25 protein-coding genes and 2 pseudogenes are annotated in these 23,659 nt (G+C 60.0%); 10 read left to right on the top strand and 17 right to left on the bottom strand.

What is annotated here, in order from left to right:
* Window positions 1-89: 89 nt before the first annotated feature.
* The 4 genes from BK667_RS23410 to BK667_RS23395 all read right to left on the bottom strand — a co-directional run bounded on the left by BK667_RS23410 (window position 90) and on the right by BK667_RS23395 (window position 2,680).
* On the bottom strand, window positions 90-1,325 hold the full coding sequence (locus BK667_RS23410) for an RNA polymerase sigma factor (protein ID WP_123599060.1): 1,236 nt from the start codon (window positions 1,323-1,325) through the stop codon (window positions 90-92).
* Entirely contained in the window at window positions 1,325-1,816 is a 492-nt protein-coding gene (locus tag BK667_RS23405; protein WP_123514252.1) for an SRPBCC family protein, read from the bottom strand. The genes BK667_RS23410 and BK667_RS23405 overlap by 1 nt, the downstream gene beginning before the upstream one ends.
* Before the next feature lie 27 nt (window positions 1,817-1,843).
* Window positions 1,844-2,188: a YciI family protein gene (locus BK667_RS23400; protein ID WP_054044847.1), complete on the bottom strand. Its 345-nt coding sequence runs from the start codon at window positions 2,186-2,188 to the stop codon at window positions 1,844-1,846.
* Window positions 2,189-2,254: 66 nt separating this feature from the next.
* Window positions 2,255-2,680 (bottom strand): YybH family protein, encoded by a 426-nt coding sequence (locus tag BK667_RS23395; RefSeq protein WP_123514250.1) that lies wholly within the window; start codon window positions 2,678-2,680, stop codon window positions 2,255-2,257.
* 141 nt (window positions 2,681-2,821) lie between these two features.
* Here BK667_RS23395 and BK667_RS23390 point away from each other — a divergent pair, with 141 nt between their 5' ends.
* On the top strand, window positions 2,822-3,307 hold the full coding sequence (locus tag BK667_RS23390) for a GNAT family N-acetyltransferase (RefSeq protein WP_123599059.1): 486 nt from the start codon (window positions 2,822-2,824) through the stop codon (window positions 3,305-3,307).
* A gap of 18 nt (window positions 3,308-3,325) precedes the next feature.
* Window positions 3,326-3,931: a pyridoxamine 5'-phosphate oxidase family protein gene (locus BK667_RS23385; protein ID WP_123599058.1), complete on the top strand. Its 606-nt coding sequence runs from the start codon at window positions 3,326-3,328 to the stop codon at window positions 3,929-3,931.
* Window positions 3,932-4,044: 113 nt separating this feature from the next.
* Here BK667_RS23385 and BK667_RS23380 read toward each other — a convergent pair whose 3' ends face one another.
* The 3 genes from BK667_RS23380 to BK667_RS23370 form a co-directional block, all read right to left on the bottom strand.
* On the bottom strand, window positions 4,045-4,533 hold the full coding sequence (locus BK667_RS23380) for a GNAT family N-acetyltransferase (RefSeq protein WP_123599057.1): 489 nt from the start codon (window positions 4,531-4,533) through the stop codon (window positions 4,045-4,047).
* Window positions 4,534-4,848: 315 nt separating this feature from the next.
* Window positions 4,849-5,337 (bottom strand): GyrI-like domain-containing protein, encoded by a 489-nt coding sequence (locus BK667_RS23375; protein ID WP_123514242.1) that lies wholly within the window; start codon window positions 5,335-5,337, stop codon window positions 4,849-4,851.
* Window positions 5,338-5,404: 67 nt separating this feature from the next.
* Window positions 5,405-6,067, bottom strand: coding sequence for a LysE family translocator (locus BK667_RS23370; protein ID WP_123514240.1), 663 nt, complete (start codon window positions 6,065-6,067; stop codon window positions 5,405-5,407).
* Window positions 6,068-6,206: 139 nt separating this feature from the next.
* On the opposite strand from BK667_RS23370, the gene alaC reads away from it, so the two are divergent.
* Window positions 6,207-7,424 carry an alanine transaminase gene (gene alaC, locus BK667_RS23365; protein ID WP_123514238.1) on the top strand — a complete coding sequence of 406 codons (1,218 nt, stop codon included), beginning with the start codon at window positions 6,207-6,209 and terminating at the stop codon, window positions 7,422-7,424.
* Window positions 7,425-7,601: 177 nt separating this feature from the next.
* Here the strand turns inward: alaC and BK667_RS23360 are convergent, their stop codons facing one another.
* Window positions 7,602-8,954: a GntP family permease gene (locus BK667_RS23360; protein ID WP_123514236.1), complete on the bottom strand. Its 1,353-nt coding sequence runs from the start codon at window positions 8,952-8,954 to the stop codon at window positions 7,602-7,604.
* Between the two features lie 82 nt (window positions 8,955-9,036).
* Window positions 9,037-9,570 carry a gluconokinase gene (locus tag BK667_RS23355; protein WP_123514234.1) on the bottom strand — a complete coding sequence of 178 codons (534 nt, stop codon included), beginning with the start codon at window positions 9,568-9,570 and terminating at the stop codon, window positions 9,037-9,039.
* Between the two features lie 216 nt (window positions 9,571-9,786).
* Here BK667_RS23355 and gntR point away from each other — a divergent pair, with 216 nt between their 5' ends.
* A complete protein-coding gene (gntR, locus tag BK667_RS23350; protein WP_123599056.1) occupies window positions 9,787-10,818 on the top strand; it encodes an HTH-type transcriptional regulator GntR in 1,032 nt (343 codons plus the stop codon).
* 123 nt (window positions 10,819-10,941) lie between these two features.
* Here gntR and BK667_RS23345 read toward each other — a convergent pair whose 3' ends face one another.
* Window positions 10,942-11,190, bottom strand: coding sequence for a DUF6124 family protein (locus BK667_RS23345; RefSeq protein WP_123599055.1), 249 nt, complete (start codon window positions 11,188-11,190; stop codon window positions 10,942-10,944).
* An 882-nt stretch (window positions 11,191-12,072) separates the two neighbouring features.
* The gene (locus tag BK667_RS23325; protein ID WP_123599054.1) at window positions 12,073-12,948 is read right to left on the bottom strand and encodes a LysR family transcriptional regulator; all 876 of its coding nucleotides are present in this window, start codon (window positions 12,946-12,948) and stop codon (window positions 12,073-12,075) included.
* A gap of 118 nt (window positions 12,949-13,066) precedes the next feature.
* On the opposite strand from BK667_RS23325, the gene BK667_RS23320 reads away from it, so the two are divergent.
* The 5 genes from BK667_RS23320 (at window position 13,067) to BK667_RS23300 (ending at window position 17,235) form a co-directional block, all read left to right on the top strand.
* Entirely contained in the window at window positions 13,067-13,498 is a 432-nt protein-coding gene (locus BK667_RS23320; protein ID WP_123599053.1) for a PACE efflux transporter, read from the top strand.
* Between the two features lie 42 nt (window positions 13,499-13,540).
* On the top strand, window positions 13,541-14,173 hold the full coding sequence (locus BK667_RS23315; RefSeq protein WP_123514223.1) for a glutathione S-transferase family protein: 633 nt from the start codon (window positions 13,541-13,543) through the stop codon (window positions 14,171-14,173).
* Between the two features lie 82 nt (window positions 14,174-14,255).
* A complete protein-coding gene (locus tag BK667_RS23310) occupies window positions 14,256-14,996 on the top strand; it encodes an NAD-dependent epimerase/dehydratase family protein (RefSeq protein ID WP_123514221.1) in 741 nt (246 codons plus the stop codon).
* A gap of 125 nt (window positions 14,997-15,121) precedes the next feature.
* Window positions 15,122-16,546, top strand: coding sequence for an MFS transporter (locus BK667_RS23305; RefSeq protein ID WP_123599052.1), 1,425 nt, complete (start codon window positions 15,122-15,124; stop codon window positions 16,544-16,546).
* Window positions 16,547-16,683: 137 nt separating this feature from the next.
* Entirely contained in the window at window positions 16,684-17,235 is a 552-nt protein-coding gene (locus BK667_RS23300) for a hypothetical protein (protein WP_123599051.1), read from the top strand.
* A gap of 179 nt (window positions 17,236-17,414) precedes the next feature.
* Here the strand turns inward: BK667_RS23300 and BK667_RS34065 are convergent.
* The 3 genes and pseudogenes from BK667_RS34065 to BK667_RS23290 form a co-directional block, all read right to left on the bottom strand.
* Window positions 17,415-17,843, bottom strand: a pseudogene (locus BK667_RS34065) (methyl-accepting chemotaxis protein); the annotation flags it as partial.
* Window positions 17,844-17,957: 114 nt separating this feature from the next.
* Window positions 17,958-18,629, bottom strand: a pseudogene (locus tag BK667_RS34060) (PAS domain-containing protein); the annotation flags it as partial.
* Between the two features lie 636 nt (window positions 18,630-19,265).
* A complete protein-coding gene (locus BK667_RS23290; RefSeq protein ID WP_123599049.1) occupies window positions 19,266-20,138 on the bottom strand; it encodes a LysR family transcriptional regulator in 873 nt (290 codons plus the stop codon).
* A 99-nt stretch (window positions 20,139-20,237) separates the two neighbouring features.
* Here BK667_RS23290 and gstA point away from each other — a divergent pair, with 99 nt between their 5' ends.
* Entirely contained in the window at window positions 20,238-20,840 is a 603-nt protein-coding gene (gene gstA, locus BK667_RS23285) for a glutathione transferase GstA (RefSeq protein ID WP_123599048.1), read from the top strand.
* 126 nt (window positions 20,841-20,966) lie between these two features.
* On the opposite strand, the gene BK667_RS23280 is transcribed toward gstA, so the two are convergent.
* The 3 genes from BK667_RS23280 to BK667_RS23270 all read right to left on the bottom strand — a co-directional run bounded on the left by BK667_RS23280 (window position 20,967) and on the right by BK667_RS23270 (window position 23,561).
* A complete protein-coding gene (locus tag BK667_RS23280) occupies window positions 20,967-21,980 on the bottom strand; it encodes an ABC transporter substrate-binding protein (RefSeq protein ID WP_123599047.1) in 1,014 nt (337 codons plus the stop codon).
* Window positions 21,977-22,525: a sigma-70 family RNA polymerase sigma factor gene (locus BK667_RS23275; protein ID WP_123599046.1), complete on the bottom strand. Its 549-nt coding sequence runs from the start codon at window positions 22,523-22,525 to the stop codon at window positions 21,977-21,979. Before BK667_RS23275 ends, BK667_RS23280 begins: the two co-directional genes overlap by 4 nt.
* Window positions 22,526-22,769: 244 nt before the next feature.
* On the bottom strand, window positions 22,770-23,561 hold the full coding sequence (locus tag BK667_RS23270) for a phosphate/phosphite/phosphonate ABC transporter substrate-binding protein (protein ID WP_123599045.1): 792 nt from the start codon (window positions 23,559-23,561) through the stop codon (window positions 22,770-22,772).
* Between the last annotated feature and the right edge of the window lie 98 nt (window positions 23,562-23,659).

Here is a 23,659-nt window from a genome sequence, read left to right as displayed (position 1 = left end):
ATGCAGCCCGTGACGCTCTGCGTCACATCCAGAAGCGGAACGCGGAGCGTCCCTGGCGGCACTCCCACGCGGAGCGTGGGAACGATCGGTCACTTCAGCTCCCGTAATCGCCCTTCAATAAACCGCCGCTCCGGCTCTTGCTGCGTCAATTCCAGCGCTCGCTGATACGCCGACCTTGCCTCCTCCACCCGCCCCAACTGCCGACAAAACTGCCCCCGCGCCGAATGCGCCAGGTGGTAATCCAGCAATTCCCCGCGCGCCAAGATATCTTCAACCACCGCCAACCCCGCCAACGGCCCATCGCGCATGGCCAGCGCCACCGCGCGGTTCAGTTCAATCACCGGCGACGGCACCGCCCGTAGCAGCAAATCATACAAACCCACAATCTGCGGCCAGTCGGTCTCCCCCGCCGTCACGGCTTCGGCATGCACCGCCGCAATCGCCGCTTGCAAGCAGTAAGGCCCGAAGCGCCGCAAGGTCAGCGCGCGCTCCACCAGCGCGCAACCTTCGGCAATCATCCCGGCGTCCCACAACGCACGGTCCTGTTCATCCAGCAGGATCAGCTCGCCGGTTGCCGAAGTCCGGGCCGGGCGCCGCGATTCGTGCAACAGCATCAGCGCCAGCAATCCCATCACCTCCGGCTCCGGCAGCAACTCCATCAACAAACGTCCGAGGCGAATCGCTTCGCGGGTCAGGTCTTCCCGGGTCAGTTCCGCGCCAACAGACGCCGAGTAACCTTCGTTGAACACCAGGTAAATGACGCGCAACACGCTGTCGAGGCGCTCGGGCAACTCGGCCAGGGACGGCACTTGATAAGGGATTTTCGCGTCACGAATTTTCGCTTTGGCCCGCACGATGCGTTGGGCAATGGCGGATGGCGCCGAGAGAAAGGCCCGGGCGATTTCTTCCGTGGTCAGGTCGCAGACTTCACGCAGGGTCAGCGGCACTTGGGCATCTGCCGCAAGGGCCGGGTGACAGCAGGTGAAGATCAGGCGCAGCCGATCGTCTTCCACGTCTTCGTCACTCCAGTCGGCCTGCTCCAGTTCTTCCAACTGCGCGATCAGCAATGGCCGCGATGCCTTGAAGCGTGCACGGCGGCGCAGCACATCAATGGCTTTGAAACGCCCGGTGGACACCAGCCAGGTGCGCGGATTGTCCGGCACGCCGTCACGCTGCCAGCGCTCGACCGCGACGAAGAACGCCTCGTGCAAGGCCTCTTCGGCGAGGTCGAAATCGCCGAGCAAACGGATCAGCGTCGCAAGGATCCGCCGCGAGTCTTCGCGATAGACCTGCTCGACCGTCGCCTTGACCGACTCGGCGGACATCAGTCCGGCATGCCTTCGGTCACCAGCGTCACCAACCGATCCAGGCTCTGCCCCCAACCGTCATGGAAACCCATGGCCTCGTGGGCCTGGCGATCTTCTTCGCTCCAGTGCATGGCGCGGGCGGTGTAGAGGGTTTTGCCGCCCTGGTCTTCGAGGGTCACTTCGGCGCTCATGAACGGTTTGCCCGATGGAATCCAGCCAGGGATAAACGCATCGGTGAACACCAGTCGCTCAGGCGCGACGATCTCCAGGAACACGCCCATGGTCGGGTATTCGCTGCCGTCCGGGGCGCGCATCAGGGTGCGAAACTGGCCGCCGACCCACAGGTCCATTTCGCATTCCGGCGTGGTCATGCCGTGGGGGCCCCACCACTGGACGAGCAAGGCCGGTTCGGTCCAGGCGCGAAAGATCTTGCGCCGTGGCGCGTCGATCAGACGGCTGATCGACAATTCAAAGGGGGCAGGTTGTCTTTTAACAAGTTGCGGGCTCATGCAGATCTCCTGTTTATTTTTGATTGTTCAGGGATTCAACTGGCGAACGGGGCGCACCTCGACACAGCCGACCCGGGCCGCCGGGATGTCGCCGGCGACCTGGATGGCTTCGTTGAGGTCCTTGGCATCGATCAGGTAGAAGCCGGCCAACTGCTCCTTGGTTTCGGCGAACGGGCCGTCGGTGATCGACAACTTGCCGTTGCGCATCCGCACGGTGGTGGCGGTCTGCACCGACTCCAGCGCCTCGGCTGCGATCATCCGGCCGCTGCCCTGGATCGACTCGGCGTAGGCCATGCACTCGGCGTCCTCGGGGCTGTCGGGCAGTGAGTGCAGCGCCTGCTCGTTGCTGTAAACCAGGCATAGGTATTTCATGGGGCTCTCCGTGATCGGCTGATCAACTATGGCTGCTGTTTGGTGGTTTGGCGCTTTTTCCGACGATCAGGGTTTCAGGTCGAACATCGCAGCGCCGCTGGTCATGTCGAACGGCGCCGACCAGTGTTCGTGAACGATCTGCCACAGCCCCGATTCTTGCCGGTAGCATTGGGTGACACGCATCCAGCAGGCCTGGGTTTCGCCCTTGTCATTGGTGCCGCCGCAATGGGCCAGCCAATGGGCGAACGCGATCTCCTGCGACGGCGCGATGTCGATCTCGTGGAATTCGAAAATGTGCGGGCCCGGGCACATTTCCATGCAGGCCTGCCAATGGGCACGGTAGGCAGGCTTGCCCTTGAATTGCAGCGCCTTGACCGCGTCGAAGGAGACGATGTCATCGGCGTACAGTGCCATGACTTTTTCCACGTCTTTGGCGATAACGGCCTGGCGGTAGTTTTCGATCAGGGTATGGATTTGGGTTTGCGCGTTCATGGTGGTTCTCCATGGTTTTTGTGGTGAAGACACCTTTAGTCGTTCGGCGTAACGTTGAATCGACAGCTGAAATAAAAATAATCCAACCACGCAAACTCGCTAGAATCCGAGGCCCGTTTGCAGTGGAAAAAGGACACTCCAGTGACAGCCCTACTCGTGCCTTACGAAAGCCTGAACGCGCAACAATGCCGGCAGGTCGAGGCCATCGAAGTTCACAAAGAACAAATCAAGTTCTCCGGCGATATCTACGGTGCGTTGCACTCCTTGCTGTCCAAACCCTGTCCCGGCGTCAAAGGCTTTGCCTTGCTGGTCGAGGACATTCCCGTGGCGTTCCTGCTGCTCAAGCGCCCACCGGCGCTTCCGGCCTGGGCGAATGAACACAGCGCCACGTTGCACGCTTTGCAAGTCGATCAACGCGCCCAAGGCAAGGGGTATGGCAAGGCCTGCTTGCAAGCACTGCCAGCCGCCGCACGCGAGGCGTTCCCGGAAATAAATGCTATTGAGTTATCAGTGGACGCCGACAACGAAGCGGCCATCGCGCTGTATGCCAAATTTGGCTTCGTCGACAGCGGCGAGGCGTACAAGGGCCGCATCGGCTACGAACGGCGGATGGGCCTGGTTTTCTGAATCGTTGAGGGAAAAACGATGGTGAATTCAATCGAAGCACTGGAGGCCATCTACGGCCAACCCCATGACCGTGCCGTGCGCAAGCAGATCGCGTTTTTGAACGAGGACTATCAGGCGATGGTCCGCGCTTCGCCGCTGATCATCATCAGCTCCGTCGGCCCGGATGGCATGGACGGTTCGCCTCGGGGCGATGCGCCGGGTTTTGTGCGGATCATCGATGAGCGCACCCTGGCGATCCCGGATCGTCCGGGCAACAACCGCATCGATACACTGCGCAACGTCGTGCTCGATTCACGGGTGTCGCTGCTGTTCATCATTCCGGGGATTGGCGAGACACTGCGGGTCAACGGCACCGCGCAGATCAGCGCCGAACCTGGGCTGCTGGAGAGTTTCGCAGTCAACGGCAAACCGGCGCGCACGGTGATGCTGGTGACGGTGGACGCGGCGTATTTTCATTGTTCGAAGGCGATTGTGCGTTCGCAGCTGTGGAACCCGGAACGCTACCTGGACCGCTCAGCCCTGCCGACAGCGGGGGCGTTTCACAAGCGGTTGAATGATGGGCAGTTTGATGCCGAGACGTACGACCGGGAAGCACCGGCGAGGGTGCGCGATAGCCTTTACTAGCAATTGAGATCTTTCGATCGCCTTCGCGGGCAAGCCTCGCTCCTACAAGTCCTGCGCGAATCCTGTAGGAGCGAGGCTTGCCCGCGAAGGCAATTTCAGCCGCACCGAATCAATCAGAGCTCAAGCACCATCTCATGCCACGCCATCCCGCCATGGTCCGACGCCGATGGTTTGATGTAGGCAAACCCGAACCCTGCATACAGCGGAATGTGCCGTTCCTTGCACATCAAATGGATGCTGGCCTTGCCCATCCCGCGCATCCGCTCGATAAATTCCCCCATCAAGCGCTTCGCCAGACCCTGCCCCTGATAATCCGGGTGGACCACCACCGACATGATCACCACATGCGGGCCTTTCGGGTCGTGGCCGATCAGTTCCTTGAACGCTTCGTCTGACATTTCCACTTCAAACGCCGCACCGGAATTGATGAAACCGGCCACAACGCTATCAACTTCAGCCACGATGAAACCTTCCGGCCAGGTGGCGATGCGAGTGGCGATTTTTTCCCGGGTGGCGGCTTCGTCGCCTTCATAGGCCACGGTTTCGATGGCGAAGCAACGGTCCAGGTCGGCGGGGGTGACGTGACGGATAACGGTGTTCATGGCGGCTCGGATTCAGCGTTGGAAAGGTGGGAGATCATAGAGGAATAAGGTGTTCATATCGATCATCGTCGGTGCCGTAAAGCCTGCGTATAGGCGCTTTCATTGCTCCGGGATTCGGCCTATTGGTGTTCCCTGTCTCTGATCATCAATAGGGGGAACACATCATGAGCAGCGTTCAGATCGGCCTTCTTATGCTGTTGGGCATCAGCGCATTTGGCTTCATCACCCTGTCCATCGACCTGTTGCGGGCGCGACGGCTGAAGCAGGGTAAATGACGAATCGAGAGGCGGACGTGCAGTCCGCCTCTCGCTGCGATCATTCGGGTTTGAGCGGCAGCCAGATTTCCAGCACACCGGTATTGAGCTTCGGGTTGAAGTCCTCGCTGTAACGTTCGAACTCCGGGGCGTCCGCCGCTGCGCGACCGGACTGGGGCAGCCAGGTTTTCCAGATGTATTGAAACGTCTGGGGCAAAGTGTCCAGCGATCCCTTGTGCTCGAACACTGCGTAATGTTGCGGCTGAACCTCGACCCAGCGGTACTTGTCGGGCAAATCGTCGAGCTTGCTGATTTCGACGCCGGCGATGTATTCGAATCCACCCTTGCCGTCAGGATTGCAGCAGATGCCGTAGGTCACTTCGCCTTTTTGATTGGGAATATGCCCAATCTCGGGAATGAATGTTTCCCAGAGCGCGGGAATCCCTTGGGTTGTATCTACGGTAAATCGCCCGCCAAATCCGGCAATGAGCAGGAAATGCCCGTTCTCATAGCGTGGCTCATCCGGTTTGACTAGTGTTTGCTCATCCATGACTCAACTCCTGGTACAAAAAAGTGGGTTCGGCTGGGAGTATAGAAGCCAAACCCGATTCTCCCACTCAGAGCCCGGGAAGCTGCCCGACGGCAGCCTTGCCGATAAACTCGTTGTAGCCCGATAGGATCACGTAGACCGCGAAATAGCAGAAGATCGCCGCCGATGCCATGTAGGAGTAGCGCAGCAGCTTGTCGCCCAACAACTTGCCGCCGTGGCTCGCCGCGAAGCACAGAGCCACGCACCACAGCACCCCGGCGCACAGAAACCCGCCGAGAAACAACGCCGAACTGAGGGCGCCACCGCCACCGGAACGGGCGATCAGGGTGCCGCCCACCGCGGCGAACCAGAGGATGGCGCTGGGCGAGGACATGGCGAGGAAGATGCCGCGAAAAAACTCACGCCGATGGGAGTTGTTTCCTACCTCCGCACCTTGGGCCAGCACCGCTTCGTGGTGGATCGCCGAGTAAATCATCTTCGCCGCGAAGTACAGCAACAGCGCCGAACCGCCGATCCACAGCACCCAGCGCACGGTTTCGTATTGCAGCAAAACCGTCATCCCGGCCAGCGCCAGCACGGCGTAGATCAGGTCGCCGACACAGGTGCCCAACCCCAGGGCAAAGCCTTGAAAATAGCCGCGTTGCATCGCCAGGGTGATCATCGCAATGTTGGCCACGCCGATATCCAGGCACAGCGAAAGGCTCAGCAAGAAGCCACTGCTAAATTCCATCAACCGATTTCCTTCGGACAAATTTGTTTACATAGTCGCTGGACAGTGTGCCACATCAGCCCTTACATTCCGCCACAGGCCACCGCAGTGGCCAGCGTCGCTCGGACGGTTCCGGGCGCTCACGTTATCCGAGGCAACAATGGCTAACCCAGGTTCGCCGCGCCGCTTTGCGCGCATAGATCGACTCCCCCCTTACGTATTCAACATCACTGCCGAGCTGAAGATGGCCGCCCGTCGTCGTGGCGAAGACATCATCGACTTCAGCATGGGCAACCCTGATGGCCCGACCCCGCCGCACATCGTCGAAAAACTGGTGACCGTCGCCCAGCGCGAAGACACCCACGGTTACTCGACGTCAAAAGGCATTCCGCGCCTGCGCCGGGCGATTTCCAACTGGTACAAGGATCGCTACGCGGTCGACATCGACCCGGAAACCGAAGCCATCGTGACCATCGGTTCCAAGGAAGGCCTGGCGCACTTGATGCTGGCCACCCTCGACCAGGGCGACACCGTGCTGGTGCCGAACCCCAGCTACCCGATTCACATCTACGGTGCCGTGATTGCCGGCGCCCAGGTGCGCTCGGTGCCGCTGATTCCGGGCGTGGATTTCTTCGCTGAACTGGAAAGCGCGATTCGCGGCTCGATCCCGAAACCGAAGATGATGATCCTCGGCTTCCCGTCGAACCCCACGGCTCAATGCGTGGAGCTGGATTTCTTCGAGCGCGTCATCGCCCTCGCCAAGCAGTACGACGTCCTGGTGGTGCACGACCTGGCCTACGCCGACATCGTCTACGACGGCTGGAAAGCCCCGTCGATCATGCAAGTGCCCGGCGCCAAGGACATTGCGGTGGAGTTTTTCACCCTGTCCAAGAGCTACAACATGGCCGGCTGGCGCATTGGTTTCATGGTCGGCAACGCCGAACTGGTCAACGCCCTGGCGCGGATCAAGAGCTACCACGACTACGGCACCTTCACCCCGTTGCAGGTTGCCGCGATTGCGGCGCTGGAAGGTGATCAGCAGTGCGTCAAAGACATCGCCGAGCAGTATCGGCAGCGTCGTAACGTGCTGGTCAAAGGCCTGCATGAACTGGGCTGGATGGTCGAAAACCCGAAAGCCTCGATGTACGTCTGGGCGAAGATTCCCGAGGCGTATGCGCATTTGGGCTCGCTGGAATTCGCCAAGAAAATGCTCGCCGAAGCGAAGGTCTGCGTTTCGCCGGGCGTAGGATTCGGGGAATACGGGGATGATCATGTGCGCTTCGCGCTGATCGAAAACCAGGACCGGATTCGTCAGGCAGTGCGCGGGATTCGCGGGATGTTCAGGGCGGATGGTCTTGTCACCAAAACCAACGCCTGACACATCAAACACCCACAAAAAAACCGCATCGCTGCGGTTTTTTTGTGCCTGATCGCTACCCGATCGTTCCCACGCTCCGCGTGGGAATGCATCCCGTGACGCTCCGCGTCACAGGGGACGCGGAGCGTCCATGGCGGCATTCCCACGCAGAGCGTGGGAACGATCGGTGTGAGGCGATTAAACGAACAACGACAGCAGCAGGATAAAGCCCAACGCCACCACGGACAGGATGGTTTCCATCGCCGTCCAGGTTTTGAACGTTTCAGCCACGGTCATGTTGAAGTACTGCTTCACCAGCCAGAAACCGGCGTCGTTGACGTGGGACAACACCAGCGAACCAGCACCGGTGGCCAGCACCAGCAACTCACGGTTCACACCCGGAATCATCCCCACCACCGGCACCACAATGCCCGCGCCAGTAATGGTCGCCACGGTCGCCGAACCCGTCGCAATACGAATCACCGCCGCCACCAGCCAGGCCAACAGGATCGGCGAGATCTGTGCGTTCACCGCCATGTGGCCGATCACATCACCCACGCCGCTGGTCACCAGCATCTGCTTGAAGCCACCACCGGCACCGATGATCAGAATGATCGCGGCGGTCGGCGCAAGGCTCGAATCCAGCAGTTTCAGAATCTGTTTCGAACCGATGCCCTGGCGATGGCCAAAGGTGTACAGCGACAACAGCAATGCCAGCAGCAACGCCGAGATCGGGTGACCGATCAGGTCCATCCAGCTGCGGAAGAAATGCCCGTCCGGCAGCGCTACGTCGGCAAAGGTCTTGAGCAACATCAGGAACACCGGCAACAGCACGGTGATCAGGGTGATGGCGAAGCTAGGCAGGGTAGCGGACTGAGGCTCGCGCGCCAGTTGATCCACCAGTTCCTGATTGGCATGGCCGGGAATGTACTTGGCGATGAACGTACCGAAAATCGGACCGGCAATGATGGCGGTCGGCAGCGCAACGATCAGGCCGTACAGAATGGTTTTACCGATGTCGGCACCGAACACGCCGATGGCCAGCAACGGGCCCGGGTGCGGTGGCACCAGACCGTGCACCGCCGACAGACCAGCCAACAGCGGGATACCAATCTTGATGATCGACACGCCGGTACGTCGGGCGACGATGAACACCAGCGGGATCAGCAGCACGAAACCGATTTCGAAGAACAGCGGAATGCCAACCAGGAACGCCGCGAACATCATGGCCCACTGCACGCGTTCTTTACCGAACGCGCGAATCAGGGTCTGGGCAATTTGATCCGCCCCGCCCGACTCGGCCATCATTTTGCCGAGCATGGTGCCCAGCGCGAGGATGATCCCGACAAAACCGAGTACCCCACCAAAGCCGTCCTGGAACGCTTTAAGAATGGTGCCTACCGGCATGCCGGAAGTCAGACCGAGGAAGCCGGCGGCGATGATCAGGGCAATGAACGGGTGCAGTTTGAACTTGGTGATCAGGACGATGAGCCCGATCACGGTGACCACTGCATCTAGCAGCAGGAACGACTCGTGGGACATGCCAAACATGGGGGGGTGACTCCTGTTTGTTGTTGTTATGAAAGCAATTATTCAAAAGCAATCAGGACAGCGCTATCTCTTGGAGCAAGACTTAACCGGCGAGTTTCAAACCGTGTTTCAACCACCAGGCTTGCGCCTGTTGCGCCAACTCGTCGACGCTGTGATTCGAGGCGTCGAGGGCCAGGGTCAAGGGCTCGCCAACGGGGGATTCAAGGGTGGCGAACTGGCTGTCGATCAACGTCGACGGCATGAAGTGGCCCGGACGGTGGGACACACGTTCGGCGGCGACTTCCGGGGTCAGTTCAAGAAACACGAAGCCCAGGCCCGGCAAGGCACTGCGCAGCACTTCGCGATAACTGTGTTTGAGGGCCGAGCAGGTCAGCACCGGGCGTTTGCCCTCGGCGTCGACGCGGCGCAATTCGTCGCACAGGCTGTCGAGCCAGCCGGCACGGTCTTCGTCGTTCAGGGGGATACCCGCGCTCATCTTTTCGATATTGGCGGCAGGGTGGAAAGTGTCGCCTTCAATGGCAGTCGCGCCGCTGAGCTGGCACAAGGCTTCGCTGACGCAAGTCTTGCCACAACCGGCAACGCCCATGATGACCAGGGCGGTGATGGGATGATTCATGAAACACCTCAGCGCGCAGACAGCGCTACCTTTGCCAAATAAAACTCTAGTGCAAAAGCAGAAGTTGCCGGCGCCTTTTTGTCATTTTTGTGGGTTGCAGCATGTTCGTTCACAAAGCTAAAAAGCGAGGATCAGGCAAAACTCGCTTACGCATTTGCAGCTGCTTCGGGACAGCGCTACCTTAGTGCCTTGAATTTTGTTTGGCAAGCCGCCCCGATGACCACCCCTAAAAACGATAAAAATACACGCACCACTGGCCGCCCTACCCTCAACGAAGTCGCACGCCTGGCCGGCGTCAGCCCGATCACCGCCTCCCGGGCCTTGCGCGGCGTCAGCACCGTGGCCACCGAACTGGTGGAAAAAGTCCAGAAAGCCGCAGCGGACCTCAACTACGTGGTCAACCCCGCTGCCCGCGCCCTGGCCTCGGCCCAGAGCCATTCGGTGGTGGTGTTGGTGCCGTCGCTGTCCAACCTGTTGTTCATCGACACCCTGGAAGCCATTCATCAGGTTTTACGGCCCAAGGGCTTTGAAGTGCTGATCGGTAATTTCCACTATTCCCGTGATGAAGAAGAAAACCTGCTACGCAACTACATGGCCTATCAGCCGCGCGGCTTGCTGCTGACCGGGTTTGATCGCACGGAAAGTTCGCGGCGAATGATTGAAGCGAGCAACATTCCCTGCGTTTACATGATGGAACTGGACAGCGCCGCCGGGGTTAACTGCGTCGGCTTCTCCCAACTGGCCGCCGGCGAAACGGCGGCCGAACATTTGCTGTCCCGGGGTCGCAAGCGCCTGGCTTATATCGGCGCGCAACTGGATCAACGCACGTTGTTGCGCGGCGAAGGCTTCCGCAAGGCCCTGCAAAAGGCCGGTTTGTACGACCCGGATCTGGAAGTGCTGACCCCGCGCGCGTCGTCGGTTGGCCTCGGTGGTGAGCTGTTTCTACAACTGCTGGCCAGCCATCCCGATGTCGATGCGATCTTCTTCGGCAACGACGACCTGGCCCAGGGCGCACTGCTTGAAGCCATGCGTTGCGGGATCAAGATCCCCGAGCAAATAGCGGTCCTGGGTTTCAACGACCTGCCCGCCTCGGCGCACATGGTGCCGCGCCTGAGCAGCATCAGCACCCCGAGAGAAGCCATTGGCCGGCGTGCGGCGGAGCAGATGCTGACGTTGATGGCGGGTAACTCAGTGGCCAAACCGGTGCAGGACATGGGGTTTGAGTTGAAGGTTCGCGAGAGCACTTAACCTGATCGTTCCCACGCTCTGCGTGGGAATGCAGCCCGGGACGCTCCGCGTCCCATCCAAAGCCGAACGCGGAGCGTCCGTTGAGGCATTCCCACGCAGAGCGTGGGAACGATCTGCGACCGGTCAGTCTTGTGGGTCGACGTTATCCAGCGCTCGATTCACCGCCAGTTGCGCAGACAGAATGATCTGGGCAATGCCCAGCGCGGTGTTGCGATGAGGGTTGTCCAGTAAGGTCGCGAAGTCATTGATCATGACATTGGCCGAAGCCAGGGATTCGCAGGCGTGGGCCAGCAGGGTTTCGTTATTGAGGTCAGTCGAGATGCTGAACATGGGACTGATTTTGCGCGGCGGGTTGGGAGTCGGTTTGAACATGGTGATGCTCCTAGAGTAATGGAGCTGCCCCGATTCGCTGCTAGACGAATAAGGTGACAGCCGTGCGCGGGCTAGCAGACCAGGACTCTAGAACCCGGTAGATCCGAAGATCTTCCCACGCACAGCCGCCATAACGTGAACGGGCTACGAACGGTGAACGCATGCGTCTAAAGTACCCGGGCTGCTAGACCCGATCGCTGAATTGGCAGCGACACGGGAACAATAAATTCCGGGCACCAGACGCACAAGCCGGCGGATTCTGGCGTAGTTGTAGGCAATGGAGCAAGAAGCTGTAGCCTTTTGACACCTGCCGAAACTGCTTTCCTACAGCGATTTCCTACCTGGCGTTTGATCGTTCCCACGCTCTGCGTGGGAATGCAGCCCGGGACGCTCCGCGTCCCACCATCCAAAGCCGAACGCGGAGCGTCCGTTGAGGCATTCCCACGCAGAGCGTGGGAACGATCAGGCTGCGGACATAAGGCTGACGAACGCCAACGCGCCTTTCTGCAACGGCTGGCTCTTGAGCCACACCGCGTGCACCGGCAGGACCAATCCGTTTTGATCGTTCCCACGCTCTGCGTGGGAATGCAGCCCGGGACGCTCCGCGTCCCACCATCCAAAGCCGAACGCGGAGCGTCCGTTGAGGCATTCCCACGCAGAGCGTGGGAACGATCAGGCTGCGGACATAAGGCTGACGAACGCCAATGCGCCCTTCTGCAACGGCTGGCTCTTGAGCCATACCGCGTGCACCGGCAGGACCAATCCGTTTTGATCGTTCCCACGCTCTGCGTGGGAATGCAGCCCGGGACGCTCCGCGTCCCACCATCCAAAGCCGAACGCGGAGCGTCCGTTGAGGCATTCCCACGCAGAGCGTGGGAACGATCAGGCTGCGGACATAAGGCTGACGAACGCCAACGCGCCTTTCTGCAACGGCTGGCTCTTGAGCCACACCGCGTGCACCGGCAGGACCAATCCGTTTTCGATGTTGCGAAAACGCAGGCGCTTGAGCCGTCCTGCATCGAGCAACGGTTGCACCACCGATAACGGAAAATTGCCCCAGCCCAACCCCGCCTCGACCATTTCCAGCGCCGCCGCCAAGGTGTCGGTGCGCCAGTAGGATTCGGCCACCAGCGGTCGGGTTTCGCTGATCGGCAAGTCGCGGCTGGCGACGATGATCTGCCGCACATGCACCAGGTCTTCCAGAAACAAATCCTGCCCCTGGAACAGCGGATTGTCCGCCGCCAGCATGGCGATCATCCGCTCGGTGCCAACGAACTGAAAACGCTCCAGCACGTTCATGCTCAACCCCGCGAACGCCAGGCACACGCTGACGCGACCGCTGTGGAGCATCGCCAGCACATCATCCTGGGGCGCGCTGAGCACTTCGATGTGCAGCAGCGGATGACGCTCGGCAATGACCTTGATCGCCGCGATCAAACGGCTCTTGTCGATGTCCGCGACGACGCCAATCGACAACTTGCTTTCCAGCCCCAATGACAACTCCACCGCATGCACTTGCAATTGCTTGAGCTGTTCAAAAATCAGCCGTGCATGGGGCACCAGCGCACTGGCCATGGCCGTCGGCACCGGTTCGCGGTGGCTGCGATCGAACAGCGGATAACCGAGTTCGGCTTCCAGATTGGCAATGCCCATGCTCACCGCCGACGGCACTTTGCCCAGCGCCCTGGCGGCGGCGGAAAACGATCCGCGCTCGATCACCGCGAGGAACAATTCGATGCTGTCGCTGTTGAAGTTCATCCGCCGTCCTATCAATAAAACTGAAAGCTACTGACTTTTTCTGTCATTACTATTGAAGCTATCTTTCGTCGTCTTCGCCAGTGCTGCTGGCTCAAGTTCGCAAAAGAGGCAAAACCCCATGCAAGGCGTTAAACGCAAACTGGTCTACGTGTCGCTTTACGAAGTCATCGGTATGACCCTGTCGGCCCTCGGCCTGGCGCTGTTGTCCGGCACTTCACCGGGTAGCACCGGCCCGCTGGCGGTGATCATCACCACCATCGCCGTGACCTGGAATTTCATCTTCACCTCATTGTTCGAACGCTGGGAAAGCCGCCAGCCCTTACGCACTCGCACGGTGAAGCGGCGCATCGCCCATGCCGTGGGTTTTCAACTAACCTTGATAGTGTTCCTCATCCCGCTGATCGCCTGGTGGATGAACATCAGCCTGGTGCAGGCCTTTGTGCTGGATCTGGCGCTGATCCTGTTCATCCCGTGCTACACCTTCGCGTTCAACTGGCTGTTTGATCGCACATTTGGTTTGCCGGCGTCGGCGCTACCGGATCCCGCTTAATGTTAGATTCCTGAAGCGTCGATTCGCTAAAGGAGTAGCTCCATGGAACATGCACTGAAAATTCTCGGTAAGGCTTCGTCCATCAACGTCAGAAAAGTCCTTTGGACCTGTGAGGAACTGGGCGTTACCTACGAGCGTGAAGATTGGGGCAGCGGTTTTGCCTCGACCCACAGCCCCGAGTTCACCCGGCTCAACCCCAACGCCCAAGTGCCGGTGATCATCGATGACGCCGGCGTGCTGTGGGAGTCCAATACGATTTGCCGTTACCTGGCCGGCAAGCATCACAACCACGAATTGCTGCCCAACGAACCCGCCGCCCGCGCACGGGTAGAACAGTGGATGGATTGGCAGGCCACCGAGCTCAATCGGTCCTGGGGCTACGCGTTTACGGCGCTCGTACGTAAAGACCCCGAGTTTCAGGACCCGCATCAGATTGGCGTCGGTATCAATGACTGGAACCATAAGATGAGCATCCTTGAGCATCAGCTCGCGGCGACCAAGGCCTATGTCGCCGGGCCGCGCTTTACCCTGGCCGACATTGTTATCGGTTTATCGGTCAATCGCTGGCTGATGACGCCGATGGAGCGGCCGGACTTCCCCGCCGTCGACGAGTATTTCCAGCGCTTGGCCCAGCGTCCGGGTTTCCTGAAACATGGCTGCAATGGTTTGCCGTAGCCTTCAATAGATGGAGCTGGCAATGAGTAACTTGTGGCGGGCCTAATTAAGCGGATCCCCCCTTCCCAAATAAGAGAGATGCATGAACGGACTCAACGTACTGCTGACCGGCGCTTGCGGCAGAATTGGCAAAACCTTTTTCGAAGCCTCGAAAAATCGCTACACCTTCGTGCTGACCGATCGCGTCGAACCCGACTTCCCGGTCGAGGCGCCCCACCACTTTGTGCGCCTGGACATGGCCGATCCCAAGGCAATAGCTGAAGTGCTGAACGGCATCGACGTTATCGTCCACCTGGCCGGCATCCCTCACGCCACTGCAACCTTCGATGAGTTGTTGCCCAATAACATTCTGGCCACCACTTACCTGTTCGAAGCGGCGGTGGCGGCGGGCTGCAAACGGCTGGTGTTCGCCAGCAGCGCGCAAACCATTGAAGGCTATCCGGTGGACCGGCAGATCACCCCGGGCATGCAGGTCATGCCGGCCAATCTGTATGGCGTCAGCAAATGTTATGGCGAGGCGTTGTGCGCGTTTTACGCCGCCAAACGCGGGCTCTCGACCATCGCCATCCGCATCGGCGCCTTCGAATTCCCGGACCGTCATGAGCTGACCAATGCGCGAGACTTGAGCGCCTGGCTCAGCCCTCGGGATGCGGTGCAATTGCTGCAACGCGCGGTGGAAACCGAAGGCGTTCAACATCTGATCGCCCATGGCATTTCCAATAACCGCTTCAAGCGTCTGGACCTCAGCGAAACCACGCGGGTGTTGGGTTATCTGCCGGTGGACGATGCGTTTCGGGAGTTTGATATCCCGATCGCGCCATAAACCCTTAAAACCTGAGCCGTTAAGGCAAGAACTCAGCGAATCCCGTCACAACGCCGCAAAGATTCGCAACCATTCTTTTCCGATAGCAGGCTAAGCTTCCCGTTCAACAAGAATCGGATCAGCCCATGCCTGCTCACTCCCCCGCCGCTGCTCAATCAGACGGCATCGACCCTGTTCGTGCCGCGCAGATTTCCGCCCGCATCGACCGACTGCCCGCCGTCGCCACAATCTGGCGGCTGGTGGCGTTGCTATCGATTGGGGGTTTTTTCGAACTCTATGACCTGTTCCAGACCGCCTACATCAGCCCCGGTCTGATCCGCGACGGCATCTTCGCCACCGGCAGTCAGGGGGTGTTCGGTTTCTCCGATCAGGCTGCATTTGCTTCGGCGACTTTTCTCGGATTGTTCCTCGGCGCGAGTCTGCTGAGTCCCTTGGCGGACCGTTTCGGCCGGCGGGCGATTTTCACGTTTGCGTTGATCTGGTACACGGTCGCGACCGTGGCGATGGGCGTGCAGAGTTCGGCGCTGGGCATTATCTGCATGCGCTTTCTGGTGGGCATTGGCCTGGGCATCGAGCTGGTGACCATCGACGCCTACCTCTCGGAACTGGTGCCCAAACGCATGCGCAGTTCGGCGTTTGCCTTTGCATTTTTCGTGCAGTTTCTGTCGGTGCCAGCGGTGGCGTTGATGTCCTGGTGGCTGGTGCCGCAGGACCCGTTCGGGGTGTCGGGCTGGCGTTGGGTGGTGCTGGCAAGCGCGGTGTTTGCGTTGTTTATCTGGTGGCTGCGCTCACGGCTGCCGGAATCGCCGCGCTGGTTGGCCCAGCATGGTCGCTTTGATGAGGCCAGCCGGATTCTCGCCACCATCGAAGCACGCTGCGTGAAGGATCAGGGCAAGCCGTTGGATGAACCGGAGCTGGCAGCGGTGGACGTTCAGGGCTCAGGCCGCTTCGCCGATATCTGGCAGCCACCCTATCGCCGACGCGCATTGATGCTGATCGTTTTCCATGTGTTCCAGGCCATCGGTTTTTTCGGCTTCGGCAACTGGCTGCCGGCGTTGCTGTCCGGCCAGGGCGTGAGCGTCACCCACAGCCTGATGTACGCCTTTATCATCACCCTCGCCTATCCGCTGGGACCGTTGCTGTTTGTGAAGTTCGCCAACCGTTTCGAGAACAAGTGGCAGATTGTCGGCTCGGCCCTCGGCGCCATGACCTTCGGTACGCTGTTCGCGCTACAGACCAGTGCGGTCGGGCTGATCGTCTGCGGGGTGATGATCACGTTTTGCAACGCCTGGCTGAGCTTCGCCTACCACTCCTACCAAAGCGAACTGTTCCCCACCAACATCCGCGCCCGGGCCGTGGGTTTCTGTTATTCGTTCAGTCGTTTGTCGACGGTGTTCAGCAGTTTGCTGATCGGGATATTCCTCGAACACTTCGGCACGCCGGGGGTGTTGGCGTTTATTGTCAGCAGCATGTTGATCGTGATGATCACCATCGGTTACTTCGGGCCAAGAACGCGCAATTTGGCGCTGGAGAACATCGCCCACCGCTGAAGCGGTTGCCGTCTGCCGCCCAGCGGCAAGATCTGACCGCTGCCGCTGCTCAATCGCCCCGTAAACCGGGGGTTTCAGCAGCGGCACGCTAATTGCTCCTACAGACTCAACAGCAATTACCTACAGGTTTATCCATCATGTTGGTCAGTGCCCATCAAGCTTCCATCGTTCAAAAGACCCAGCGTACCGACATGGACCCGACCACGGCCGCCGCGAGCGCGCTGTACAGCGGTTTGATCCAGAACGCGCAGAACACCGTGGCGCAAATCAAGCAGGACAGCACCAATGCCCAGTCCTCGGGCCTGAACGCCGCCACCCAGCAAGTCAACTCGGCGAGCACCATCAGCGATAAGGTTGACGAAGCGTTCGCGAAAACCCGCGTGGGCCTGCAAGCGTCCGTGCCGGACGATAACAAGGCCAAGTCCACCGACAGCGCCGCGATGACCGACTTCAAGGACTACATGAGCAAAACGCCGGAGCAGCGGCTGCGTGACAGTATTCTGAAAGAGATGGGTATTACCGAAGACCAGTTGCAAGCCATGCCACCGGCGCAACAATTGGCCATCGGCAAAGAGATCGCCGAGCGTATCCAGGACAAGATGAAACTGGCCCAGGCTGACAAGGAAAACGGCAGCACTGAAAAGCCTGATGGGCCGCAAGTGGTCGATAAGTTCCTGGCTTCGCTCTAATAAGCCAACCACCGAAACCTGTAGGAGCAAGGCTTGCCCGCGATAGCGCCCTTCAGAACGCCATCGCGGGCAAGCCTTGCTCCTACAGTAAGCGTCATGTCAGTCAACAGAGATGTTGAATGTACTGGCCTCTTCGCGAGCAAGCCCGCTCCCACATTGGGTTTGTGGTGTTGCGGGTATCAGTTCAGTTGCAGGGTTGAGTTGAACTGACTGATCGCATCCATCACATGCCGCGACCCTTGTTGAATCTCCAGAATCACCTCTCCCGCCTCGTTCGCCAGTTCCACGCCTAACCCGGTGCGGCTCAAACTCGACTGCATGCTCGACACCGCGCTCAGCGACAAGTCATGGTTCCTGCGCACCACATCGACGATCTCCAGCGTCGCCTGACTGGTGCGTGCCGCCAGACTGCGGACTTCATCGGCCACTACCGCAAACCCGCGCCCATGCTCCCCGGCCCGGGCCGCTTCGATGGCGGCGTTGAGCGCCAGCAGGTTGGTCTGGTCGGCGATGCCGCGAATGGTCTGGACGATGGTGCCGATGATGTCCGACTGTTTGCTCACCGCGTCGATGCTCAGCGCGGCTTCGTTAAGGTCGCGGGAAATGTCCTGGATGATCTGCACCGTTTGCTGAACCACCTGGGAACCTTTCTGCGCACAGGCGTCGTTTTGTACCGAGGTGCTGTGGGCCGATTCCGCGGCGGTTTGCAGGGTGGTGACTTGCTGGGTGATGTCGCTGGCGAACTTCACCACTTTGTACAACCGGCCCTTGCTGTCGAACAACGGGTTGTAGGACGCTTCCAGAAACACCGTATGACCGTACTTATCTTTGCGCTCGAAACGGTGCGAGTGATATTCGCCGCGATTGAGTGAGGCCCAGAACGCCTTGTACTGCGGCGACTCAGCTTCGGCGCGATGACAGAACAGGCTGTGATGCTGGCCGATCACTTCGTTGAGCGAGTAGTGCATGGTTTTCAGGAAGTTTTCATTGGCCGTAATCACCCGGCCGTCCGGGGTGAATTCAATGACCGCCATGGAGCGCCCGATGGCCGCGAGCATGCTTTCCTCTTCGTGCTCTTTGTGGACCCGAGTGGAGATGTCCGAGGCGATTTTCATCACACTTTTCACCTGGCGATCCGGCCCGATCACCGGCATATAGCTGGCTTCCAGCCACACTTCCCGGCCGGCCTTGTTCAAGCGCAGGAACGTGCCGCTGACCGGTTCGCCACGGGCCAGGTCACGCCACAACTTGGCGTATTCCTCGCTGCGATAGAACGCTTCTTCGCAAAAGATCCGGTGATGTTTGCCGCGCACTTCTTCGGCGCTGTAGCCCATGGCGGCGCAAAAGTTGTCATTGGCGTCGAGCACGACGCCGTCGGGGCTGAACTCAATCATCGCCATCGAACGACCGACCGCCGCCAACTTGGCGTTGGCCTCGCTCAGCGCACCGTTGAAGCGCTCGATCTGCAGCAGGTCAGCCTTGTGATGTAGGTTAAACATGGTTCTATCACCTTCAGCGCGATCTTTTGATTGATGCAGAAGCGAGGCTTGCCCGCGATGAACCCTGACGCGGTGTGTCTGGTCCGGCGCTATCGCGAGCAAGCTTTGTTCCTAAAGGGGAAATGCCGGGAGGAAGTTCCCGGTCATTCCAGATCCACCACTACGTTCCACGGAACAGGCACACGCATCCCGCCAAGGGCAGGATTTGTCAGGTGACAAATGATGTTCAATCGGAGTGTCCATGCAGCGACGCTCTTATCAAGACATCCTTCTCTTGATAGCCCGGTCGGGCCAACCCTAACGTTTTGCCAAGTAACTCCATTTACCGGACGGCTCCTTGTTGTTCAGTGTCGGTGCCTTGGGTTGCGCACTCTGCGGCGTGTTTCACGGGGACTCACTCAGCAGTCACGCACCATTCATTTTTGTGACTGAAATAGAGAGTCATGAGTGAGCATAGCCAGTGAAATGACGGGCGCAATGCCATTAGTCGGCCAGAAATCAGCACAAAATCGGTTCAGCGTCACCTGCCGATCATTGATCGGCGAGCATGCCCAGCAACGCTTGCACGGCAGCCGAAGGTGCCTCACGGGTTCCCGCCACCAAGGCAAACTCACGAATGATCTGCGGTATCAGAGGAACCACCCGCAACCCCTGGCGATTGGCCGGCAGTGTCATTTCTGGCACCAGAGTCACGCCGATGTTTTCCCGCACCAGGGTGAAGGCACTGCTCCACTCCCGGACCTCGGCCCGGACATCGCTCAGTTGCAAACCGGCGTCGGCGGCCAGGCTACGGGCATTGGTTGAACAGCCACCGGTGGCGAGCACAAAAGGTTGCGTCACCAATTGCGCCAGGCGGATGCCTTCTTCGTCTGGACCCCGCGCCAGGGGATGGCCGCCGGGCAGCACCGCCACCCAGGCATCGCGCCCCAAAACTGCAGCATTGCGTTCGGGCGCCGGGTTCAAAACCACGCCGACATCCACCAGCCCGGCGTCGAGCAGGGTTTCCACTTCGTCGTCGCTGACCTCCAGGGCCACCACCTGAATGCCGGGGTAGAGCCGATTGAAGCGGCGCAACAGTGGCGGCAGAAACGTCGCCAGCACCATGGGAAAACTGGCCAGGCGAATGCTGCCGCGCTGGACGTTTTTTGCGGCATCGACGGTGCTGCGAATGTTCTCCAGAGCGCCGAGCATGGTCCGCGCCTGCTCGATCACCGGCAGGCCAATGGCGGTCGGCAGGGTCTGACGGTTTTCCCGGCTGAACAGTTGCACACCCAGGTTTTCTTCGATCAGCGCCAGTGCCTGACTGGCACCGGACTGGGTCATGCCGACCCGCTCGGCCGCCCGGGTGATGTTGCCGGTATCGGCCACCGCCACCACCATGCGCCAGTGCATCAGATTCATCATGGCAGTAGCTGTCCTTATGGCAGGGTTCTGGAAGATTAATTTTACGAAGGCCGGCGCGCACTATGACACTGGCGCAAATCCCCAGCCAGAGCCCTGCCCATGAAGTTGTATTACGCCCCCCAAGCCTGTTCGATGGCGCCGCACATTGTGTTGCGCGAACTGGGCCTGCCCTTCGTCCTGATCCGTGTCGACAACCGCACCAAGCAAACCGCCACCGGCGAAGACTTCCCAGCCATCAACCCCAAGGGCTACGTCGCCGCGCTGCAACTGGACAACGGCCAGGTCCTGACCGAAGGCCCGGCGATCCTGCAATACCTGGCGGACCTGCGGCCCGAAGCGAACCTGGCGCCGGCGAACGGCAGCTTCGAGCGGGTGCGGTTGCAGGAATGGCTGAACTTCGTCTCCACCGAGATTCATGGCGGGCTCGGTTGGCTGTTCAATGCGCAATTTCCCGAGGAGGTGAAGGGGTTGATCAAGGCGAAGTTGTTCAAGCGGTTTGCGGTGTTGGTTGGCACGCTGGAACAGCAGGATTATTTGATGCCGGAAGGATTCAGTGTGGTGGATGCGTATTTGTTTACGGTGCTGCGCTGGGCGGCGGGGTTTGGAATTGAGCTGGAGGAGTGGCCGGCGTTGGCGCGGTTTCAGGCGCGGGTGGGTCAGCGCCCGACAGTGAAAGTGGCGTTGGCGGCGGAACTGGCGTAGGGCGTTAGGCCGCCTTCGCGGGCAAGCCTCGCTCCTACAGGATTCGGGTCGAACGCGAGACCCTGTAGGAGCGAGGCTTGCCCGCGAAAGCTATCTAATTAACACCACAAAAACTTCAGAAAAGACCTACAAACTCCCACTCACCTTGCAAGCCACTTCCCCCGGCACCCAGCCCTTCCACACCTGCGGCTGATCCCGCAAAAACGCTTCGGCGACCTGGCGCGGTGGCTGACGTTTTTCGCTCATCTGCGCCAACGTCTGGTTCAGCAGATCAATCGGCAAATCGACTTTTTCGAAGAACGCCACCAGGTCCGGGTACTGGGTCTTGAACGGTGCGGACACGCCAATCGCCAGTTTCGCCGGCATGGAACGGGTGCCTTTCGGGTGCGGGTTGTTGGCATCGGCCAGGGTCTTCCAGGCGTCGGCATCGAAGGCCGGCTCGTCGAGTTTCACCAGTTTGAAGCGGCCCAACAGCGGCGTCGGCGACCAGTAGTAGAACAGCACCGGTTTGCCACGGCGGATCGACGACGCGACTTCGGCGTCCAGCGCCGCGCCGGAGCCGGTGCGGAAGTTGACGTAGTCGCCGGTCAGGTCATACGCCTTGAGTTTCTGGCTGTTGACGATCTCCGAAGTCCAGCCGGTAGGACTGTTGAGGAAGCGCCCACGGCTCGGGTCTTCCGGGTCGCGAAATACCTCCTTGTAACGGGCCAGGTCGGCGACGGATTTCAGCTCCGGGGCCAATGGCTTGATCCCGCGCTCCGGGTCGCCCTTGATCACGTATTCCGGCACCCACCAGCCTTCGGTGGCGCCTTTGACCGTGTCGCCGAGGCCGAACACTTTGCCCTCGTTCGAGGCCTTGACCCACGCCGGACTGCGCCCGGCCCACTCTTCGCCGATCACCTGGATGTCGTTCTTGGCCAGCGCCGCTTCGAGGCTGACGGTGCTGCCCGGCAAGGTGTCGGTCGGGTAGCCATAACCCTTCTCGACAATCAGGCGCAGGACTTCGGTGATGAAACTGCCGCTTTCCCAAGCGATGTCACCGAAGTGAATCGGCGCGGTTTTTTCGGCGGCGGGCACGTGGCTGGCCACGAGGCTCAGGGCCAACAGCGAACTGCCGAGCAGGGTTTTGATCGATCTCATGCGGACCTCTGTGTCTGGGGTAGTCGGTTCAAGGGTTGATTGGCGCTGTGCTGGTCGCACAAGGCCTGGGAGCGAGTCATGTAAACGCTGACCGAACGCTGGGAAATGCCCAGCTCGGCGGCGATTTGCGGGTAAGTGAGGCCGTCGATGCGCGACAACAGAAACGTCGCCCGGACCTTGCCCGGCAAGCGCTCAAGGGTGCGGTCGAGGCGGTGCAAGGCCTGGGTCAGTTGCAGCAGATCCTCGGGGGATTTCGTTGGATGCGGATCGAGTTGCAGCCATTGATCGTGGTGCTGACGCTCCAGATCGCGCCGGCGCCAGAGCTGGAAAACCAAGCGTTGGGCGATGGTGGTCAGCAAGGCGCGGGGCTCGCGAATCGGCGTCAGCCCAGGGGATTCGAGTAGTTGCGTAAAGGTTTCGGCGGCGATGTCTTCGACGCTGGAATGGCTCCCCAATTGCCGGCGCAACCGGGCGCACAGCCAGGGGTAATGAGCGCGGAACAATCCGCCCACGTGGTTGCGATGGGAAAGGTCGGCGCCGGACATAGGGGCTCCTGGGGTTAGGGGTCGCTGAATGTCCGGTGATCCGGTGGCGCGATTCTAGCCGGGAGCCTTATTCTTTAATAATACTTAAAAAGCATTTTTATATTCTATTTAGACATTTAGATGAGTAGCGTTAGTTCGATTGCTTTCGCGGGCAAGCCTCGCTCCTACAGGAACGGTGATCGATTCTGTAGGAGCGAGGCTTGCCCGCGAAAGCGTTCTGACTGGCAACGAAAATCCCTGTCTATTAACGCAACCGCCCATACCCCAACGCCTCCGCCTCCTGCTGATAATCAAGCACCACCTGATAGTCGCTTTCCGTCGCAGGCAATACCTCTTGCAGACCGAGCACTTCGGCAACGTCCGGCAGCTCGCGCAATGTTTCGTTCATCACCCGCCGAAGTTGCTCGACCTGCTCATCACTGGCACTGGCCGCCGTGATGTACGGCAAGGTCGGGCTAAAGGCACTGCGGGCAACCACGCGCAAACCGGCCACTTCTGCTTCGGCGTGCCGTGCCAGGTAAGCGAAGGTCACGCTGTCGATGGCGGCCAGGTCGGCCAGGTCCTCGCGCAACCAGCGCAGGCTTTCGCGGTGGCCGCCGCTGATGCCGACACTGGCAAAGAACTGACCGTCGCGATGCAACGGCGCCAAGCGATGGCGCAGCAGGTTCATGCCGCTGTTGGAGCCCTCGTCATTGATCACCCCGCGACTGTTGTGAAAGGCCGGCAAGCTGCGGCGTGGATCGTCGGCGCGGCTGAGCAACAGGCTGCAATGGTTGCCGCCGTTGCTGTCCGGCAATTCATAACGCGGTCGACCGACGACCCGAACCTGACCGCGCAACAAGGTCATCAGCGGATAGCCGCAGGTTTGGGTCAGCAGCAGGTTTGGGGACAGCCACAGATCGGGCAGCGACAGGCCTTCGGCGCTTTGGCGGGTGCTGCCGAGCCGTTCAAGAATTCGTGTCAGCCAGCGTTCGTTGGCCAGACGGATCGACTCGGGGGCGACGTACATCAGTAGTTCGGCGATTTGCGCTGTCATCAGATTCTTCCCAAACAAAGCAATTCCCCTGTGGGAGCGGGCTTGCTCGCGAAGGCGGTGTGTCAGTCGACATCAATGGTGCCTGACATGCCGCCTTC

The sequence above is a fragment of the Pseudomonas frederiksbergensis genome, assembly GCF_003732705.1.
GTDB classification, from domain to species: Bacteria; Pseudomonadota; Gammaproteobacteria; order Pseudomonadales; family Pseudomonadaceae; genus Aquipseudomonas; species Aquipseudomonas frederiksbergensis_F.
The sequence above is the reverse complement of the archived record's forward strand: the minus strand, read 5'-3'. Positions and strand labels throughout refer to the sequence as shown.

Coding starts and splice junctions, on each gene's coding strand:
- BK667_RS23410 (WP_123599060.1), bottom strand. CDS start 1,325: ATGTCCGCCGAGTCGGTCAAGGCGACGGTCGAGCAGGTCTATCGCGAA.
- BK667_RS23405 (WP_123514252.1), bottom strand. CDS start 1,816: ATGAGCCCGCAACTTGTTAAAAGACAACCTGCCCCCTTTGAATTGTCG.
- BK667_RS23400 (WP_054044847.1), bottom strand. CDS start 2,188: ATGAAATACCTATGCCTGGTTTACAGCAACGAGCAGGCGCTGCACTCA.
- BK667_RS23395 (WP_123514250.1), bottom strand. CDS start 2,680: ATGAACGCGCAAACCCAAATCCATACCCTGATCGAAAACTACCGCCAG.
- BK667_RS23385 (WP_123599058.1), top strand. CDS start 3,326: ATGGTGAATTCAATCGAAGCACTGGAGGCCATCTACGGCCAACCCCAT.
- BK667_RS23380 (WP_123599057.1), bottom strand. CDS start 4,533: ATGAACACCGTTATCCGTCACGTCACCCCCGCCGACCTGGACCGTTGC.
- BK667_RS23375 (WP_123514242.1), bottom strand. CDS start 5,337: ATGGATGAGCAAACACTAGTCAAACCGGATGAGCCACGCTATGAGAAC.
- BK667_RS23370 (WP_123514240.1), bottom strand. CDS start 6,067: ATGGAATTTAGCAGTGGCTTCTTGCTGAGCCTTTCGCTGTGCCTGGAT.
- alaC (WP_123514238.1), top strand. CDS start 6,207: ATGGCTAACCCAGGTTCGCCGCGCCGCTTTGCGCGCATAGATCGACTC.
- BK667_RS23360 (WP_123514236.1), bottom strand. CDS start 8,954: ATGTTTGGCATGTCCCACGAGTCGTTCCTGCTGCTAGATGCAGTGGTC.
- BK667_RS23355 (WP_123514234.1), bottom strand. CDS start 9,570: ATGAATCATCCCATCACCGCCCTGGTCATCATGGGCGTTGCCGGTTGT.
- gntR (WP_123599056.1), top strand. CDS start 9,787: ATGACCACCCCTAAAAACGATAAAAATACACGCACCACTGGCCGCCCT.
- BK667_RS23345 (WP_123599055.1), bottom strand. CDS start 11,190: ATGTTCAAACCGACTCCCAACCCGCCGCGCAAAATCAGTCCCATGTTC.
- BK667_RS23325 (WP_123599054.1), bottom strand. CDS start 12,948: ATGAACTTCAACAGCGACAGCATCGAATTGTTCCTCGCGGTGATCGAG.
- BK667_RS23320 (WP_123599053.1), top strand. CDS start 13,067: ATGCAAGGCGTTAAACGCAAACTGGTCTACGTGTCGCTTTACGAAGTC.
- BK667_RS23315 (WP_123514223.1), top strand. CDS start 13,541: ATGGAACATGCACTGAAAATTCTCGGTAAGGCTTCGTCCATCAACGTC.
- BK667_RS23310 (WP_123514221.1), top strand. CDS start 14,256: ATGAACGGACTCAACGTACTGCTGACCGGCGCTTGCGGCAGAATTGGC.
- BK667_RS23305 (WP_123599052.1), top strand. CDS start 15,122: ATGCCTGCTCACTCCCCCGCCGCTGCTCAATCAGACGGCATCGACCCT.
- BK667_RS23300 (WP_123599051.1), top strand. CDS start 16,684: ATGTTGGTCAGTGCCCATCAAGCTTCCATCGTTCAAAAGACCCAGCGT.
- BK667_RS23290 (WP_123599049.1), bottom strand. CDS start 20,138: ATGATGAATCTGATGCACTGGCGCATGGTGGTGGCGGTGGCCGATACC.
- gstA (WP_123599048.1), top strand. CDS start 20,238: ATGAAGTTGTATTACGCCCCCCAAGCCTGTTCGATGGCGCCGCACATT.
- BK667_RS23280 (WP_123599047.1), bottom strand. CDS start 21,980: ATGAGATCGATCAAAACCCTGCTCGGCAGTTCGCTGTTGGCCCTGAGC.
- BK667_RS23275 (WP_123599046.1), bottom strand. CDS start 22,525: ATGTCCGGCGCCGACCTTTCCCATCGCAACCACGTGGGCGGATTGTTC.
- BK667_RS23270 (WP_123599045.1), bottom strand. CDS start 23,561: ATGACAGCGCAAATCGCCGAACTACTGATGTACGTCGCCCCCGAGTCG.